The 17,600-nt window shown below is 72.4% G+C and carries 16 protein-coding genes; 10 read left to right on the top strand and 6 right to left on the bottom strand.

Features of this window, described 5'->3' with window-relative positions; all coding sequences use genetic code 11:
• The 3 genes from ACIRBX_RS34400 (at window position 1) to ACIRBX_RS34390 (ending at window position 3,960) form a co-directional block, all read left to right on the top strand.
• Window positions 1-1,608 carry an alpha/beta hydrolase gene (locus tag ACIRBX_RS34400; protein WP_402303464.1) on the top strand — a complete coding sequence of 536 codons (1,608 nt, stop codon included), beginning with the start codon at window positions 1-3 and terminating at the stop codon, window positions 1,606-1,608.
• An 86-nt stretch (window positions 1,609-1,694) separates the two neighbouring features.
• Window positions 1,695-2,099 carry a hypothetical protein gene (locus ACIRBX_RS34395; protein WP_402303462.1) on the top strand — a complete coding sequence of 135 codons (405 nt, stop codon included), beginning with the start codon at window positions 1,695-1,697 and terminating at the stop codon, window positions 2,097-2,099.
• 292 nt (window positions 2,100-2,391) lie between these two features.
• Window positions 2,392-3,960 carry an APC family permease gene (locus ACIRBX_RS34390; RefSeq protein WP_402303459.1) on the top strand — a complete coding sequence of 523 codons (1,569 nt, stop codon included), beginning with the start codon at window positions 2,392-2,394 and terminating at the stop codon, window positions 3,958-3,960.
• 60 nt (window positions 3,961-4,020) lie between these two features.
• On the opposite strand, the gene ACIRBX_RS34385 is transcribed toward ACIRBX_RS34390, so the two are convergent.
• Both ACIRBX_RS34385 and ACIRBX_RS34380 read right to left on the bottom strand, forming a co-directional pair.
• Window positions 4,021-4,815 carry a VOC family protein gene (locus ACIRBX_RS34385; RefSeq protein ID WP_402303456.1) on the bottom strand — a complete coding sequence of 265 codons (795 nt, stop codon included), beginning with the start codon at window positions 4,813-4,815 and terminating at the stop codon, window positions 4,021-4,023.
• Between the two features lie 87 nt (window positions 4,816-4,902).
• Complete coding sequence (locus ACIRBX_RS34380; protein ID WP_402303453.1) at window positions 4,903-5,607, bottom strand: TetR/AcrR family transcriptional regulator; 705 nt, start codon at window positions 5,605-5,607, stop codon at window positions 4,903-4,905.
• A 170-nt stretch (window positions 5,608-5,777) separates the two neighbouring features.
• Here ACIRBX_RS34380 and ACIRBX_RS34375 point away from each other — a divergent pair, with 170 nt between their 5' ends.
• From ACIRBX_RS34375 to ACIRBX_RS34345, 7 genes are all read left to right on the top strand, one after another.
• Window positions 5,778-7,232: an APC family permease gene (locus tag ACIRBX_RS34375; RefSeq protein ID WP_402303451.1), complete on the top strand. Its 1,455-nt coding sequence runs from the start codon at window positions 5,778-5,780 to the stop codon at window positions 7,230-7,232.
• Window positions 7,233-7,331: 99 nt separating this feature from the next.
• Window positions 7,332-8,969, top strand: a complete 1,638-nt coding sequence (locus ACIRBX_RS34370) for an amidohydrolase (RefSeq protein WP_402303449.1) — start codon at window positions 7,332-7,334, stop codon at window positions 8,967-8,969.
• Between the two features lie 125 nt (window positions 8,970-9,094).
• On the top strand, window positions 9,095-9,496 hold the full coding sequence (locus tag ACIRBX_RS34365) for a hypothetical protein (RefSeq protein WP_402303446.1): 402 nt from the start codon (window positions 9,095-9,097) through the stop codon (window positions 9,494-9,496).
• A gap of 255 nt (window positions 9,497-9,751) precedes the next feature.
• Window positions 9,752-10,696 (top strand): lipase family alpha/beta hydrolase, encoded by a 945-nt coding sequence (locus ACIRBX_RS34360; RefSeq protein ID WP_402303444.1) that lies wholly within the window; start codon window positions 9,752-9,754, stop codon window positions 10,694-10,696.
• An 81-nt stretch (window positions 10,697-10,777) separates the two neighbouring features.
• The gene (locus tag ACIRBX_RS34355; protein ID WP_402303443.1) at window positions 10,778-11,218 is read left to right on the top strand and encodes a hypothetical protein; all 441 of its coding nucleotides are present in this window, start codon (window positions 10,778-10,780) and stop codon (window positions 11,216-11,218) included.
• Window positions 11,219-11,363: 145 nt separating this feature from the next.
• On the top strand, window positions 11,364-12,452 hold the full coding sequence (locus ACIRBX_RS34350; protein ID WP_402303440.1) for an NlpC/P60 family protein: 1,089 nt from the start codon (window positions 11,364-11,366) through the stop codon (window positions 12,450-12,452).
• 223 nt (window positions 12,453-12,675) lie between these two features.
• A complete protein-coding gene (locus ACIRBX_RS34345) occupies window positions 12,676-13,263 on the top strand; it encodes a lytic polysaccharide monooxygenase (protein WP_402303439.1) in 588 nt (195 codons plus the stop codon).
• A gap of 83 nt (window positions 13,264-13,346) precedes the next feature.
• Here the strand turns inward: ACIRBX_RS34345 and ACIRBX_RS34340 are convergent, their stop codons facing one another.
• From ACIRBX_RS34340 to ACIRBX_RS34325, 4 genes are read right to left on the bottom strand one after another with little or no spacing between them, the layout of a single operon-like run.
• Window positions 13,347-14,669, bottom strand: a complete 1,323-nt coding sequence (locus tag ACIRBX_RS34340) for a cytochrome P450 (RefSeq protein ID WP_402303437.1) — start codon at window positions 14,667-14,669, stop codon at window positions 13,347-13,349.
• Entirely contained in the window at window positions 14,666-15,217 is a 552-nt protein-coding gene (locus ACIRBX_RS34335; RefSeq protein WP_402303435.1) for a cupin domain-containing protein, read from the bottom strand. The genes ACIRBX_RS34340 and ACIRBX_RS34335 overlap by 4 nt, the downstream gene beginning before the upstream one ends.
• Window positions 15,218-15,224: 7 nt before the next feature.
• Window positions 15,225-16,445 (bottom strand): cytochrome P450, encoded by a 1,221-nt coding sequence (locus ACIRBX_RS34330; protein WP_402303433.1) that lies wholly within the window; start codon window positions 16,443-16,445, stop codon window positions 15,225-15,227.
• A complete protein-coding gene (locus tag ACIRBX_RS34325) occupies window positions 16,442-17,536 on the bottom strand; it encodes a type III polyketide synthase (protein ID WP_402303431.1) in 1,095 nt (364 codons plus the stop codon). Before ACIRBX_RS34325 ends, ACIRBX_RS34330 begins: the two co-directional genes overlap by 4 nt.
• Window positions 17,537-17,600: the final 64 nt, after the last annotated feature.

Below are 17,600 nucleotides of genomic sequence, written 5' to 3'. Positions count from 1 at the left end.
GTGGCGGGGAGCTTCGCGCTGCTGCTGCGGCAGAACTTCGGTGATCTGGAGGAGGCGGCCTCGTCCTGGCGCAAGCTCGGCGAGCAGGCGGGCGAGGCGCAGCAGCGCCACCGCTCGCAGGCCGCCGGGCCGTTGACCTCCTGGAGCGGCTCGGCCGCCGAGGCCGCCAAGCCGCAGCTGGAGAAGGCCGAGCAGCAGCTCGGCATCGTGAACGCCGAGGCGATGGCGATCGCGGTGGTGCTCGACACCGTGCACCGGCGGATGTCGGAGGCCCAGCAGGAGTTGCGGCGCGCGGTCAGTGAGGCGGAGGGCAACAACTACCAGGTGGGCGAGGACGGTTCGGTGACCGGGCCGCAGCTCGACCCGGCCTACCGGAACGACCCGGACTACCAGGAGATCAACCGTCAGCAGAACGCCCGGCTGGGCGAGTTCCGGCAGCGGATCGACGAGGCCGTGCAGAAGGCCGAGCGGGCCAGCGCCGACGGCGCGGCGGCGCTCGGCAGCCTGAACGGCGACGTCGTCACCTCGGACCCGGACAAGGCCCAGGGCGAGGTGGCCAACGACATCAACGCGGTGCGCTCGCAGCTCGGGCTCGGGCCGGTGGTGCCGACCTCGGACGACCCGACCGCGAACGCCACGTGGTGGGCGGGGCTGTCGCCGCAGCAGCAGCGCGAGTACCTGGCCCTCTACCCGGGCGAGATCGGGAACCTGAACGGCATCAGCAGCGAACTCCGCGACCTGGCCAACCGGGAGAACCTGGAGCGGCAGCTGGACCTGGCGGGCCAGGGCGGCCACAACTACCAGCAGATGCTCGACCTGCGGAACCGGATGGACCAGGAGGAGGCCAAGGGCAAGGACGTGTTCCTGCTCGGCTTCGACCCGAAGGACGACGGCAAGGCGATCGTGTCGTTCGGCAACCCGGACACCGCCAGGAACACCGCCGTCTTCGTCCCGGGAACCACGGTGGATCTGGGGTCCATGAACGGCTACATGGACAAGATGCGCGACCTCCAGCGGGCCGCTGACCAGAAGAGCAACACCGGCGACACCGCGACCATCATGTGGCTCGGCTACGACGCACCCGACGACATCGTCAAGGACGCTCCGTTCAACAACTACGCCGAGGACGGCGCGCCGAAGCTGGACAGCTACATCGACAGCCTCGGCACCACCCACGACCCCGGCACGTCGCGGCACACCACGGTGATCGGCCACAGTTACGGTTCGGTGGTGGTCGGTGAGGCGGCGAAGAACGGCAACGGCCTGGCGGTGGACGACATCGTGGTGGCGGGCAGCCCCGGCATGCACGTCCCGTACGCCAGGGACCTGAACATCGACCCCCGGCACGTCTGGGCGGCCGAGGCGGACTGGGATCCGGTGCCCTCGGTCGGTGGCCTGGGACACGGCCGGAGCGACGGTTGGTTCGACCTGCCGAACACGCCCACCTCGGAGGAGTTCGGAGCGAACCGGATCACGACCGAGGGCAACAGCGGGCACAGCAGCTACTGGGACGACAACGGGAAGCCGCACAGCTCGCTCGACAACCAGGCCTCGATCGTCGCCGGCAACTACCGCGACGTGCAGCTGGAATGGGGGAGCGCGCCGTGAGATCCGCTCGCCTGGCTGCTGTCGCCGCCATCTTGACCCTGTTGACATCCTGCGGGTCGACCGCAGGCTCCGAGAAGGACACGTCGTTGCGCATCGCTCCCGAGATCCAGATCAAGGCCGAGTTGGAACGGGTCTCCGAGCAGGTCTACCAGGCCCTCGGGGTGACCGGCTCGCGGGAGCAGGGCAACGAGGTGAACTTCTCCCAGTGCGAGGGCCAGAAGGACGCGAAGGTCCGCAGTGCGATCCACTTCTGGCAGGTCGACGGCCTCGACCCGGAGGGGTTGAACCAGGCGGTCGAACGGGTGCGGGACCACCTCAAGGCGTCCGGTTGGATCGGCGCCGGCGAGCAGTGGGACGCCACCCACACCGATCTGGAGGTCTGGGCCAAGAACCCCGAGAAGACCGTCGCCGTCTGGAGCCAGGCGCTTCGTGACCGCAAGCGGGTGATCTTCCGGGTGAGCTCCTCCTGCTTCCGGCTGCCCGACGCGTGAGGCACCCGCCACCTGAGAACCGGGTGATTTTCCGGGTGAGCACCCCCTGTTTCCAGCCTGCGGGAGCCCAAGTGGCATAGATCACAAGGGTCCGCCACCTGCCCCGGATTTGGTAACGGTGCGGGTTTCGTTGCCCTGGCGAACCAGCCATGAGCCTCTGATTCGAAGTGAAAATCTCGCCAACACCTGGTAATCAGCGGCGAAACTCGGATCAGGGGCGCATGATTCATGTCACGGTTCGTCACCGGCGCGCCCCTGAGCTGCGGAAACAGTTCAACGTACGGTCGGGTCCATGGTTCAGCTCGACTCCAAGCCCACGACCGGCCGCAGCGCGGCGGCCGGCGGAGCTGACGCCGCCAAGGGCGTCCGCTCCAAGGGGCTCAACAGCAACTCGGTCGGCCTGCTCGGGAACTCCGTGATCGGTGTCTCGACGGTGGCCCCGGTCTACTGCCTCACCACCACCCTCGGGACCACGGTGGCGGCGGTCGGCCTGCAGATGCCCGCGCTCTTCCTGGCCGGGTTCCTGCCGATGATGCTGGTCGCCTTCGCCTACCGGGAGCTCAACAAGGCCGTCCCGGACAGCGGCACGTCCTTCACCTGGACGGTGAAGGCCTTCGGCCCGAAGGTCGGCTGGATGTGCGGCTGGGGGCTGGTGGTGGCCACCATCATCGTGCTGTCCAACCTGGCCGGCGTCGCGACCGAGTACTTCTACATCCTGCTCGGCGAGATCACCGGGAGCGACTGGCTGGCCGGCCTGAACGACAACAAGGCCGCCCACGTCCTGACCTGCCTGGCGCTGATCGCGGTCGCCACCGCGATCAGCTACCGGGGCATGACGGCCACCAAGGGCGTGCAGTACGCGCTGGTCGGGCTGCAGCTCACGGTGCTGGCGGTGTTCGCCGTGATGGCGATCTCCAAGGCGGTGGCCGGGGACGCACCGGGCTCGCTGGACTTCTCCTGGAGCTGGCTCGACCCGTTCCAGGCGTCCTCCTGGTCGTCGTTCATCGCCGGGCTCTCGCTCTCGCTCTTCATGTACTGGGGCTGGGACGCCTGCCTGAGCGCCAACGAGGAGACCGGCGGCAGCGAGAAGACCCCGGGGCGGGCCGCGCTGCTGGCGATGGTGGTGCTGGTCGGCTCGTACCTGTTCACCGCCGTCGCGGTGCAGATGTACGCGGGCGTCGGCGAGACCGGGACCGGCCTCGGCAATCCGGAGACCTCGTCCAACGTGTTCCAGGCGCTGGCCGGGCCGGTGATGGGGCCGACGCTGGGCGTGCTGCTGTTCGTCGCGGTGCTGGCCTCGGCCGCCGCGAGCCTGCAGACCACCTTCATCCCGGTCAGCCGCACCGTGCTGGCGATGAGCGTCTACGAGGCGCTGCCGCCGTCCTTCACCGAGGTGAACCGCAAGTACGGCACCCCGGGCCGGGCGATCGTCACGGCGGGCGTGGGCACCGGGGCGTTCTACACCGTGATGACGCTGATCAGCGAGAACGTGCTGACCGACACCATCGCGGCGCTGACCCTGATGATCTGCTTCTACTACTCGCTGACCGCCTTCGCCTGCGCCTGGTACTTCCGCAAGGACTTCACCCGCTCGGTCCGGGACGCGGTGCTCAAGGTGGTCTTCCCGGTCACCGGCGGGCTGATCCTGACCGGGATCTTCCTGCAGAGCCTGAAGGACATGTACAGCACCGACTACGGCAGCGGCAGCTCGGTCTTCGGTGTCGGTTCGGTCTTCGTGATCGGCGTCGGGGTGTTGACGGTGGGTCTGCTGGTGATGCTGGTGATGACGAAGCGCAGCCCGGCCTTCTTCCGCGGCGAGGTGCTCACCAAGGAGACCCCGGCGCTGGTGCTGCCGGAGTGACCTGACGGTACGACAGGAGGGGCGGGCACCCGGGCCGGGTGCCCGCCCCTCCCGTGTCCGTCAGACGTCGGCCAGGTCCGGCATCTCGCCCTCGACGGTGGTCAGGTCGATCACCGAGAAGTTCGCCCCCTGCGGGTCCGTCAGGGACGCGAAGCGGCCGAACGGGCTGGTCATCGGGCCGAACTGGAGGGTGGCGCCGAGCTTCTTGGCCTTCTCCACCGCGTCGTCGCAGTCCGGCACGGCGAAGTAGACGTTGACGTACGCGGGGACCTCGGGCGGGAACTCCTCGCCCATCTTCATCCGGCCGAGGGCCGGGCCGCCGGAGAGGTTGTAGGTGCGGAAGTCGACGTGCTCGTCGGCCATCGTCTTCACGCCGTACGGGAAGACCGCCGGGAAGAAGGCGTCGGCCTTCGCCGGCTCCCGGGTGAAGACCTCGGCCCAGCAGAACGCGCCCGGCTCGTTGACCTTCTCGAAGCCCCGGTGCGCGCCGCCCTGCCAGACGCCGAAGACCGCGCCGCCCGGGTCGGCGGCGATCGCCATGGTGCCGAAGTCGCCGACCTGCATCGGGGCCATCAGCACCTGGCCGCCGGCTGCGGTGATCTTCTCGGCGGTGGCGGCGGCGTCCGGGGAGGAGAGGTAGAGGCACCAGGCGGACTGGCCCTCCTGGCCCGGCATCGGCGGCACCACGGCGGCCACCGCCTTGCCGTCGGAGTACGCCTGGGTGTAGCCGCCGTACTCGGAGGCGGCCTCGGCGAAGGTCCAGCCGAGCACCTCGGAGTAGAAGGACTTGGCGCCCTCCACGTCGGCGAACATCGCGTCGACCCAACAGGGGGAGCCCTCGGTGTATTCGGTCATGGCCCTGATCCGTCTCTTCGTGGGGAGGTGTGGTGTGTCCCCCGTCACGCTAGCCAGGGCCACCGACAACCGCGCGCCGACGGTGCGTCAGCCGCGTGCGGGCAGCCGGGAGGCGAAGGAGTCGAGCAGCAGGTCCAGGGCGAGCGGGTAGGCGGAGCGGTTCATCTCGGCGATCAGCAGCGGGGTGGTGGCCGCGATGTGCGGGTGGGTGTCGGGGGAGAGGCCGGCGTAGCGGGTGGACCAGACGGCGGAGTCGGCCGCCTGGGCGGCGGCCGGGAGGGCGGCCACGGCGGCGTCCAGGGCGGCGAAGGCCAGGCTCTGGTCGACGAAGACGTGGTACAGCCGGACGGCGTCCCGGTCGGGGAAGCCGGCCCCGCGCAGGATGCCGAGGATGGTCTCCACCGCGCGGATCTCGTGCTGGCGGCCGGTGGTGCGGGCGGCCGAGAGGGCGGCGGCCTGCGGGTGGGAGCGGTAGGCGTGCTGGATGCGCAGGCCGATCTCGCGCAGGTCGCGCTGCCAGTCGCCGGTCGGCTCGGCGCCCTCCTGGGCGCGGGCGATCAGTTCGTCGGTGATCGCCACCACCAGGTCGTCGGTGGAGTGGAAGTAGCGGTAGAGGGCGCTCGGGTCGGCGCCGAGCGCCGCGCCGAGCCGACGGACCGTCAGGGCCTCGGCGCCGTGCTGGCCGAGCAGCCGCAGCGCCGTCTCCACGATCACCTGCTCGGAGAGCACCGTACCGGTCTTGGTGGGCCGGCGGCGCCGCCGGTCGGGTTCGCGCACCACGCGTTCACTCATGGTTCGGAGCCTAGGCCGGGTGTGTTCTTATGACAACGGCATTGACGTGAGAAGGGGGCCGGAGTTTCATGACCGCACCCGGGGCTGACCGAAAGCCCCCTGGTCAAGGCGGTGGCTTGTTGGGCGCAACAGCGAAGGACGGGGTAAGAACCCCGGTCCCGGCCCCTGTGATGAAGAAGTCCATCGGGATGGTCGACGGCGTGGCGATCGCCGCGTCCAGTACGGCGGCCACCTCCAGCATCGGCATCGGGCTCGGCCTGACCGCCGGGGTGGTCGGCCTGCACCTGCCGGCCATCATGCTGCTGGCCTTCCTCCCGGTGCTCGGCATCGCGGTCGCCTACGGGCGGCTCAACCAGGTGGAGCCCAACGCGGGCAACGCCTACACCTGGGTGGGCCGCACGCTCAACCCCTGGCTGGGCTTCCTGACCGGCTGGGTGAACACCGTCGGCACCATCGTCTTCATGTCGTACACCGTCGCGGTGACCGGCTCGGCGCTGATCCAGCTGGCCGCCAAGGGCGGGGTGGAGAGCGTGGCCGGGCTGCACCTGGACCCGGACTCGACCCTGCAGACCACCCTGATCGGCCTGGTGGTGCTGGCCGGTGCCACCGCCATCGCGGTGCGCGGCCTGGGCCTGGCGGCCCGGCTGCAGAAGTACCTGCTGGGCTTCGAGTACCTGGTGCTGCTGGGCTTCTGCGGGTACGGGCTGTTCGCCGGCGACCAGCCGTTCTCGCTGGAGTGGTTCAACCCCTTCGCCATCCCGACCATGGGCGCGCTGGCCCAGGGCATGGTGCTCGCGGTGTTCTGCTACTGGGGCTTCGAGTCGGTCTTCACGGTCGCCGAGGAGACCCACGACCCCAAGGACGCCTCGCGTGGCGGCATCATCGCGCTGGTCATGATGCTGCTGCTGTTCCTGCTGGCCGGCACCGCCTTCCAGCGGGTGCTGCCGCTGGACGAGCTGGCCGACAACGGTGCCCAGGGCCTGACCTACTTCGGCGAGAAGCTGGCCCAGCAGCCGCTGGCCGCGCTCCCGCTGATCGCCCTGACCATGTCGGCGGTGGCCTCGCTCCAGGCGTCCGTCATCCCGACCGCGCGCGGCACCTTCGCGATGGGCCGGGACCGCACCCTGGGCCCGGTCTGGACCCGGATCCACCCCAAGTACGGCACTCCCGCGATCGGCACCGTGCTGCTGGTGGTGATCGCCTCGGCGATCGCGCTGCTCTCGCTGGTCATCCCGACCGTCACCGACCTGATCAGTGCCGCCGTGAACGCGATCGGCATCGTGGTGGTGCTCTACTACGCGCTCACCGCGCTGGCCGCCGCCGTCCGCTTCCGCGGCCTGCTGCGCACCGAGCCGCTGGCCGGTCTGCGGGTGGTGGTCGCCCCGCTGCTCGGCGCGGCCGTGCTGCTGGCCGTCGGCGGCTACCTGGCCTGGAGCTTCTGGGACTCGGCCGACCACTTCGAGGTCAGCGCGGAGAACGGCTGGTTCCAGCTGCTGGTGCCGGGCCTGATGATCGGCACCGGGCTGGTGGCCGCCGCCTGGGCCAAGTGGGTCCGCAAGTCCGCCTACTTCACCACCGGCCGGGGCACCGACGCCGACAGCGCCGACCTGCTGCCGCACGGCTGACCGCCCGCAGACCGGGGCCGGCCGGCCCGCGCCGAGCGCCGCGGCCGGCCGGCCCCCACCACACGAACCACATCGAACGACCCGTCAGGAGCACTCCTCATGACCCATGCCGACCTGGTCTTCACCGGCGGCCCGGTGTTCACCGCCGACGCCGCCCGCACCCGGGCCACCGGCCTCGCCGTCACCGGCGAGCGGATCACCGCCGTCGGGCACCACGAGATCCGCGAGTTGATCGGCCCGCGCACCGAGGTGGTGGACCTGAAGGGCCGGCTGCTGGTGCCCGGCTTCCAGGACGCGCACGTGCACGCGGTCTTCGGCGGCATGGAGCTGGGCGAGTGCGACCTGAGCGACACCATCGGCGTGGCGGACTACCTGGAGCGGATCCGGGCCTTCGCCGAGGCGCACCCCGAGCGGGAGTGGATCACCGGCAGCGGCTGGTCGATGGAGAGCTTCGAGGGCGGGCTGCCGAGCCGTCAGCTGATCGACTCGGTGGTGCCGGACCGGCCGGTCTACCTGGTCAACCGGGACCACCACGGCGCCTGGGCCAACACCCGTGCGCTGGAGCTGGCCGGCGTCACGGCCGACACCCCGGACCCGGCCGACGGCCGGATCGAGCGGGAGGCCGACGGCACCCCGAACGGCGTGCTCCAGGAGGGCGCCACCGCGCTGGTCGCCAGGCTCGTCCCGCCGAGCACCGCCGCCGACCGGCTGGCCGGGCTGCTCCGGGCCCAGGAACTGCTGCACTCGCTCGGCATCACCGGCTGGCAGGACGCCCTGCTCGGCGTCTTCAACGGCCAGCCGGACCCGTCCGACGCCTACCTGGCCGCCGCCCGCTCCGGCGAGCTGACCGCCCGGGTGACCGGCGCGCTCTGGTGGGACCGCGAGCGCGGCGCCGAGCAGATCGCCGAACTGGTGCAGCGGCGGGCCGAGTTGACGCACGGTCGGTTCCGGCCCTGGTCGGTCAAGATCATGCAGGACGGCATCGCGGAGAACTTCACCGCCGCCATGACCACCCCCTACCTGGACGGCTGCGGCTGCGCCACCGCCAACTCGGGCCTGAGCTTCGTCGATCCGGAGGCGCTGCGCGAGTACGTCACCCGGCTCGACGCGCTCGACTTCCAGGTGCACTTCCACGCCCTCGGCGACCGCGCCGTCCGGGAGGCGCTGGACGCCGTCGAGGCCGCGCTGGCCGCCAACGGCCAGCGCGGCAACCGCCACCACCTGGCCCACCTCCAGGTGGTGCACCCGCAGGACATCGGCCGGTTCGCCCCGCTCGGTGCGATCGCCAACCTGCAGCCGCTCTGGGCCGCCCACGAGCCGCAGATGGACGAGCTCACCATCCCGTTCCTCGGCGCCGAGCGGGCCGGCTGGCAGTACCCCTTCGGCGACCTGCTGCGGGCCGGCGCCACCCTGGCGGCCGGCAGCGACTGGCCGGTCTCCAGCCCCGACCCGCTGGCGGGCATCCACGTCGCGGTCAACCGGATGGAGCCGGGCACCGAGGACGACCGGGTCTTCCTGCCCGAGCAGCGCCTCGACCTCGGCACCGCGCTCGCCGCGTACACCGCCGGCTCCGCGCACGTGAACGGCTGCGAGGAGGCCGGCTCGCTCCAGGAGGGCCTGCTGGCCGACCTGGTGGTGCTGGACCGCGACCCGTTCGCCCACCCGGCGGCGGAGATCGCGCAGGCCCGGGTGGAGCGCACGTACGTGGGGGGCAAGCAGGTCTTCCAGGCGGGCTGACACGCCGGGGCCGTGGGCCCGACGGGTGACGCGTACGCCCCTTTGGCGCGGGGCGTACGCCGTCCGGGGTGTGGCGGGGATAGAAGTGCAGAGACCTTTCCGCTCCTGAGGAGACGAGAACCTCCGTGCGCCCCTGGCACACCCTAGGCGCCGTCTGCGGCGCCCTCGCCGTCACGGCCGTGCTCAGCACCCCGGCCCCCGCCACCCCGTCCGCCCCGGCCGCGTCCGGGGCCGCCGAGGCCGTCCAGGTCGCCACCGGCACCTTCAGCTACCGGTACGCCGCTCCGGACGGCCGGGTGCTGACCCGGACGATGCAGGACCCCACCGCCGGGGTCTGCATCACCATCGAGGAGGCCGCCGACCCGGACACCTCGGCCCCCGCCTTCGGTCCGCAGAACGGCACCGACTGGTGGACCCTGGTCTACGACGACGCGGTCTGCGCCGGTGACACCCGCACCCTGCGCCCGCACGGCGGTGCCACCGCCGACCGCCTGAAGCTGCGCGCGGTCAAGTTCCTGTACCGCTGATCCGGCCGAGCGCGCTGCCACCCGCCGGCCCCGCTGCCACCCGGAGAGCGCCTCGCGCGCAGCCGCCAGGTCGGGTGGCACCTGCGGGCCGCCGGCCGCGCCCCGCCCGTCCATCAGCCGTTCGGGCGGGGCACCGTGGCCGGCGGTCCACCCGCCCGGGGCGTCACCGGGCCGCTTCCCGAGCAGTTACCCCCTCTGACGCTCCATCGGGAGCGCGGTGTCCCGGTCACCCCACCGCCGGAGAGGGACGGTCCTGTGCTCGGAGTTCTGAGGTCCCGCGTACCGGCCGCCGTGCTGGCGCTGGCGTGCGCGCTGACGGCGGGCGGTGGCGGCAGCGCGGCGGCGGCCGGGCAGCGGCCGGTGGAGACCAACTTCACGGTCGGCTTCCTGAAGGGCTTCGCGCAGCCCGGCCGGGCGGCCGACGGTGCGAACGACCTGGCCTGCCGGCCGAGCGCGGCGCACCCCGCCCCGGTGGTGCTGGTGCACGGCACCTTCGAGAACCAGAACGACAACTGGGGCGGCGCGGCGCCGCTGCTGGCGAACGAAGGGTACTGCGTCTTCTCCTTCAACTACGGTGCGGCGGAGGGGAATCCGATCCAGGGCACCGGGCCGGTGGCGCGCAGCGCCGGGCAGCTGGCGGCCTTCGTGGACCGGGTGCTGGCCGCCACCGGGGCGGCCGAGGTGGATCTGGTCGGGCACTCGCAGGGCGGCATGATGCCGCGCCACTACCTCAAGTACCTGGGCGGGGCGGCCAAGGTCGGCGCCCTGGTCGGCATCGCCCCCAGCAACCACGGCACCACCCTGGACGGCATCGGCACCCTGGCCTCCGCCCTCGGCCTGCTGGAGCCCGCCAACGCCTTCCTGCTCGGCCCGGCCTGTCCGGCCTGTGTGGACCAGGAGGCCGGCTCCCCGTTCCTCACCGAGCTGAACGCGGGCGGGGACACCGTGCCCGGGGTCCGCTACACGGTCGTCGCGAGCAGGTTCGACCAGGTGGTCACCCCCTACGCCTCGGCCTTCCTGGACGGCCCCGGCGTCACCAACGTCACGCTCCAGGACGCCTGCCCGCTGGACGCCGCCGACCACACCGAGATCGCCTACGACCCGGTCGCGCTGACGTACGTGCTGAACGCCCTGGACCCGGCCCACCCGCGTCCGGTGCCCTGCACGGTGGTGCTCCCGCTCACCGGCCCGCTGCTCTGACGGGCCGTCGGGCGGGGCGGCGCGGAGCCGGGCCGCCCCGCCCGTTGGCGTGCCGGCCGCCGGGCAGGCTAGTTTGCCCGGATGAGTCTCCTCGATGACGTGGCCGAACGCGACGGCTGGCGCTGCTGGGTCTGTGACGAGCCGGTCGATCCGGACGAGTCGGTGAACGACCCGCGCGGGCCCAGCGTGGACAGCCGCACCGCCGACCGCAAGGCCAAGTTGGCCGAGCGGCTGGCCCACCGCGGCTGCAACTCCCGCAAGGGCGCGGTCAAGGTGGTCATCGCCTGGCCCGAGCGCCTCTACGTGGTCGAGCCCGCCCCGCTGCTCACCGTGACCGAGCGGCTGGAGCGCAAGGGCGGCCGTGAGGTGGTCGGCCGCTGCCCCACCCGCAAGGACGCCCAGGAGGCGGCCGACTGGCTGGCGGACCGCCTCTCCCGGCTGGTCCCCGGTCTCCCGCTGACCACCGGTGTCGAGCCGGGCGGCGGCCAGTTCCTGCTGGTCCTCACCGCCGGCCGTCGCTGATTCGGGGTCAGAAGGGTTGCCCTAAAGGGCAGTTCGAAGGTCACGGGATGGACACGGGGTCGTTCGGGTGATTACCGTGCGGGTGATGTCCGGTTCGCGATCTTCATCTTGAGGGGTCGGCCGGCAGGACGAAGGAGCTTCCCCCATGGCCTCGCACCGGCGACCTCGGCGGCCCGGCCGCGCCCACACCTCGGTCCTGACGGCCGCCGCCGCGACGGCGGTGGCGCTGTCGGCCCAGGGTGGTGGCACCGCGCACGCGGTGCCCGGGCCGGTCGGCAAGGAGCAGGTGAAGGCGCAGGTCGACCAGCTGCTGTTGGAGCAGGAGGCGGCGACCGAGAAGTACAACGGTGCCACCGAGCGGGCCGATCAACTGCGGCAGCAGGCCGGGCAGTTGCAGGACCGGATCGCCCGGGGGCAGGAGCGGGTGGCCGAGCTGGCCTCCGGGCTGGCGGCGGTGGCGGGGGACGAGTACCGGCACGGGGGGATCGACCCGGCGGTGCAGTTGATGTTCTCGGCCGATCCGGACGCCTACCTCTCGCAGGCCTCCTCGGCCGGCCAGGTGGCGAGCACCCAGGCGGGGGTGCTCAAGGCGCTGCGGGCCGAGCAGGGCCGGCTGGACCAGCAGAAGGCGGAGGCCGCCGCGGTACTGGGCGAGTTGGACCGCTCGACCCAGCTGCTGAGCAGCACCAAGGCGGAGATCCGGCGCAAGCTCCAGGAGTCGGAGCGGCTGCTCGGCACCCTGAACGCGGCCGACCGGGCCGCGATCGTCCGCGGCACCGACGCCCCGGTGACGGTCGGCCGCCCGGCCGGTGGCGGTGCGGCCTCCCGGAGCGCGGCGCGGGGCGGGGTGCAGATCGACCCGGCGGCCCTGCCGCAGGCGAGCGGGAACGCGGCGACGGCGGTCCGGGTCGCGCTGGAGCAGCAGGGCAAGCCGTACGAGTGGGCGGCGGGCGGGCCGGGCTCCTTCGACTGCTCCGGTCTGATGGTCTACGCCTATGCCAAGGCCGGGGTGGCGCTGCCGCGCACCTCCCAGGCCCAGGGCAACGTGGGGACCGGCATCGGGACGGACTGGCGCAACGCGCAGCCGGGCGACCTGGTGGTCTACCGGGCGGACCGGACCCACGTCGGGATGTACATCGGGAACGGGATGGTCGTGCACGCGCCGCGCAAGGGCGACGTGGTGAAGATCATGAAGGCGGACGCGATCACCATCAACACCATCCGGCGGATCTGAGGAGTCACCTGACACTGTGTCAAGTGGACTTTTCTGCACGGTGATTGGACAGAACTCGGATACTGGTCTGGACCATTGACGGCCAGTCGGCCCGGTGCCTACGGTGTGGTCAGACCTGGCGCAGGCATGCCATCGGTGGCTCCCACGGCGGTGCACCCCCACGTGCACCGCGCTGCCGTCCGCGTCCGGCGTGACACTCCATCCACCCCCACGGAGGAGCACCATGCGCACTCGTACCATCGTCGGCGCGGCAGTGGCCGCGCTCGCCGTGCCGATCGGCCTGGCCGTGCCGGCCCAGTCGCACGGCTTCATCAACCAGCCGCCGAGCCGGGCCGCGCTCTGCGGAGCCGGTGTGGTGAAGAACTGCGGCGACATCCAGTGGGAGCCGCAGAGCGTCGAGGGCCCGAAGGGCTTCCCGAGCCGCGGCCCGGCGGACGGCACCATCTGCGCCGGGGCGGACGCCCGTTGGGCCCCGCTGGACAACCCGCGCAACGGCGCCTGGCCGACCACCAAGGTGACGGCGGGCGCGCAGCGCACCTTCACCTGGGAGATCGAGGCGCGGCACGCCACCACCAACTTCCGCTACTTCCTCACCAAGCAGGGCTACGACCCGACCCAGAAGATCACCCGGGCCAGCCTGGACCTCACCCCCTTCCTGACCGTGCCGTACGGCGGCAAGCAGCCCGCCGCCGTCACCACCCACACCGCCACCCTGCCGACCGGCCGGACCGGACACCACGTGGTGGTGGCGGTCTGGGACGTGGCCGACACCAACAACGCCTTCTACTCCTGCACCGACGTGCAGTTCTGAGCGGGCGTCAGGCCGTGACGTGCCCGCCCGCCCCGCAGTCGTGGGGCGGGCGGGCACGTCCGCGTCCGGGCCCTCCCGGGCGGCTACCAGGCGACCGGCAGGGCCACCGGGCCCCGGTTGACGGTGCCCCGGTGCCAGCGGACCTCGGTGGCCGGGACGGCCAGCCGCAGGCCGGGCAGCCGGGTGAGCAGGGTGGAGAGCACGACTTCCGCGTGCATCCGGGTCAGGGCGGCCCCGACGCAGTAGTGCGGGCCGTGGCCGAAGGCGAGGTGGGGCGGTTCGTCCCGGGTGAGGTCCAGGGTGTCGGGAGCGGTGTAGACCGAGGGGTCGCGGTTGGCGGCCAGGTAGGAGACGTAGACCGGCTCGCCGGCCCGGATCAGCACCGCGCCGACCTCGACGTCCTCGGTGGCGACCCGGGGCATCCCGACGCCGTTGCGCTGCGGGATGAAGCGGAGCAGCTCCTCGACGGCGGCGGGGAGCCCGGAGGGATCGGCGCGTAGCGCGGCGAGCTGCTCCGGGTGGGTGAGCAGGGTGTAGACCATGGTCGAGGTCTGGTTCCGGATCTGGTCCAGTGCGTTGAGCACGATCATCACCGAGAGCGAGATCAGCTCGGGGCGGCTGAGCCCGCCCGCCCGGTGGGCCGCCACCAGCTCGCTGAACAGGTCCTCGGCCGGGTGCTCGGCCCGGTGGTCGGCCAGTGCCCTGAAGTAGTCGGCGATCTCGGCCTTCACCGCGCCCGCCTCGGCGGCGCTGTGGTCGCTGGAGAGGATGACGGCCCGCCAGCCCTGGAGCAGCCCGAGGTCGGCCGGCGGCACGCCCATCAGCCGGGCCGTGACGGCGGCAGGCAGCGGGCCGGTGAGCGCCTCGGTGAGGTCGGCGGGCGGGCCCTGCTCCAGCATCGCGGCCAGCAGCCCGTCGGTGATCCGCTGGGCCTCCACCCGGAGCAGGGCGACCCGCTTCCGGTGGAAGGTCTGCGCGGTGAGGCGGCGCAGCCGGGTGTGGTCCGGCGGGTCGGCCCGGCCGACGCCGCCGGGCGGGGCGACCGCGTGCGGGGTCATGCTGGTGATCGGCCGGTCCACGGTGAGCGCCCGGCTGAACCGCGGGTCGGCCGAGACGAGTTTGACGTCCTCGTACCGGGTGGCCAGCCAGGCGTCGCCCTCGCCGTGCGCCAACTTCACCCGGGCGACCGGCTCTTCGCGCAGCAGGCGGTGCAGCAGTGGGTCGAAGGCCAGCTCGGGGAGGTGGTCGACCGGCCAGGGGTGGACGCGGACGCCGGGCTCCGGGCGCTCGGGTGCGGCGGCGGGGTGCTCGGGTGTGCCGGTAGGGTGCTCCGGTCCGGTGGCGAGGTGCTCGGGTGTGGCGGCGGGGCACTCCGGCGCGGTGGCGGGGCAGTCGAGTTCGGTCATGCGGGGGCCTCGTCGGGGAGGGTGTGGCGCAGCGGGGTGAGCTGCTGGATGTCGTAGCGCTGCCGGAGGGCCTCGACCGCCTCGTGGTCGATGCCGCCGTCCGCGTTCAGCAGGTCGAGCAACTCCTCGAAGTAGCGCTCGTGGTGGGGCGGCGGCGAGGCCTGGAAGAACATCCGGGCCGGGCGGCCGGTCGGATTGGCGAAGGCGTGCGGGCAGCCGGGCGGCACCAGGATCACGGTGCCCGCCTTCGCCCGCTGGTAGGTGGCGCCCTCGGGCGAGCGCCAGCTGCGCCAGTCCTGCGGCGAGCGGTCCTCCGGTTCGAACGCCAGCACGTCCAACTCGCCGTCCAGCAGCAGGAAGAGCTCCTCGCTGCGGCCGTGCGCGTGCGCGCCGACGTCGAAGCCGGGCGGCACCACCACCTCGAAGCTGGAGGCGGCCAGCGAGTGCGCGCCGGTCACCTTGAAGGTGACCTGCTGGGCGGCGGCGTGCACGGTACGGCCGCCGCCGGGCGGGACGATCAGACCGTCCCGGGGGTTCAGATAGGTCACGGCCGCCTCACCACTCCACCGGAAGGGTCTCCGGGCCGCGGATCAACGCGCCCCGCTGCCAGACCAGTTGCTCCACCGGCACGGCCAGTCGCAGCTCCGGGAAGCGGTCCCAGAGCGAGGACAGGATCAGCTCCGACTCCAGCCGGGCCATCGAGGCCCCCGGGCAGTAGTGCGCGCCGTGGCCGAAGGAGACGTGCGGGTTGTCCTCCCGCCCGAGGTCGAGGCGGTCCGGGTCGGCGAAGACCGAGGGGTCGCGGTTGGCGGTCAGGTAGGAGACGTAGACCGGGTCACCGGCCGGGATCAGCACGCCGCCCACCTCGACGTCGGCCAGCGCGATCCGGGACAGCCCGACCGCGTTGCGGTGCGGGATGTAGCGCAGCAGCTCCTCCACCGCCCTTGGCAGCAGGGCGGGTTCGGCCCGCAGGCGGGCCAGCTGGTCGGGGTGGGTGAGCAGGGCGAAGACCATGTTGGCGCTGTTGTTGCGGACGGCGTGGCCGCCGCCGAGCTGGATCAGCACGGCCAGGCCGACGGCCTCCTTCAGGGTGAGGGTCTCCTCCTGGACCGCCTCGGCCAGCACCCCGGCCAGGTCGTCCCGGGGCTCCAGGCGGCGGCAGCCGAGCAGTTCGGTGAAGTACTCGGCGAACTCCTCCTTGGCCCGCTCGCTGGCCTCCCGGCCGGCCCCGGCCGAGATGATGGTGTCGGTCCAGTGCGCGACCAGGTGCAGGTCGGCCTCCGGGATGCCCATCAGCTCGCCCATCATGGCCAGCGGGAAGGGGCGGTTGAGACCCGCCATCAGGTCCACCGGCCCGCCGTGCCGGGCCCGTTCGGCCGCCATCGCGTCCAGCAGGCCGTCCATCACCTGCTGGGCCCGCTCCCGCAGCCTGCGCATCGCCCGGGCGGTGAACGCCTTCGCCACCACCCGGCGCATCCGGGTGTGGTCCGGCGGGTCGGCGAAGCCGAGCGCCCCCTCCATCGGGATGAAGTGCGGCGCGACCCGGGTGACGTCCCGGCCCCAGACCGCCTCCCGGCTGAACCTCGGGTCGGCCGAGACGAACTTCACCTCCTCGTACCGGGTGACCAGCCAGGCGTGGCCGGTGCCGTTCGGCAGCCGGACCCTCGCCACCGGGTCCTCGTGCAGCAGCCGGTACAGGGTCGGGTCGAACGCCAGGCCCGGCAGGTCGGGCGGGGCCCAGAAGTGCACCTCGGCGGTGTCCGTGGAGGTGGTCAATTGACGCTCCTGATGAGGGTGTTGGCGAAGGAGTGGGGCGTGACCGGGACGGTCCAGCGGCCGAGCGCGACCTCGGCGGTGATCCCCGGGCCGAAGCCGGCGATCAGCCCGGTGGCCCGGTCGGTGGCGCTCCCCTCGTCGAACAGCCGGGCCAGCGCGTCGAGCACCACGGCGCTGGCGATGTTCCCGTACTCGGTCAGGGTGGCCCGGCTGAAGCGGAACACCTCGGGTGCCACGCCGAGATGGGTGCAGAGATCGTCCAGGATGCGCGGGCCGCCCGCGTGCACCAGGTAGAAGTCCAGGTCGGCGACGTCCCAGCCGTGCCGCTCGGCCAGCGCGGCGAGCACCGGGGCGAGCGGCTCCATGGTGCCGGGCACCCGCTTGTCCAGCAGGAAGTGGAAGCCCGTCTCGCGCACGCTGTAGGCGATCCAGTCCTCGGTGCCGGGCACCAGGTGGGAGGCGTTGCGCTCCAGCCGGATGCCGGTGCCGCCGCTGCCCCGCACGGCGGTGGCGGCCACCGCGTCGCCGAACAGGCCGTTGGAGAGCAGGTTCCCCACCCCCAGGTCGGTGGGCTGGTAGCAGAGCGAGCAGAACTCGCAGGCCACGATGAGCGCGTTGGCGTTCGGGTAGGCGGTGCAGAAGTCGTGCGCGCGGTTGATCGCGGCGCCGCCGGCCGCGCAGCCGAGCTGGGCGATCGGGAGCTGGCGGGTGTCCGGGCGGAAGCCCATCGAGTTGATCAGCCAGGCGGTGAGCGAGGGCATCATGAAGCCGGTGCAGGAGACGTAGACGATCAGGTCGATCTCCCGGGGCGTCAGCCGGGCGTGCTCCAGCGCCTGCCGGACCACCGGCGGCACCCGGCGCTTGGCCTCGGCCTCGTAGCGGCGGTTGCGCTCCTCGAAGCCGGGGTGCGCGAGGGTCTCCTCGATCGGCTGGACCAGGTGCCGGGTGCGTACCCCGGTGTTCTCGATCAGCCGTAGGGCGAGCGGGAGTTGGGGGTGCTCGGGGTGCAACCGCCGGGCCAGGTCGAGGGTGTCCTCCAGGGTGATCACGTACTCGGGCACGGCGACGGCGGGACGGCACAGGGTGGCCACGGGCGGGACGTTCCCCTCACTGGACGACGGCCGGCGCACGCCGGGGGACACCGCCGCACGGGCC

It is taken from the genome of Kitasatospora sp. NPDC096147, assembly GCF_044763225.1.
GTDB lineage: Bacteria > Actinomycetota > Actinomycetes > Streptomycetales > Streptomycetaceae > Kitasatospora.
This window is presented reverse-complemented; position numbering and strand designations above follow the sequence as displayed.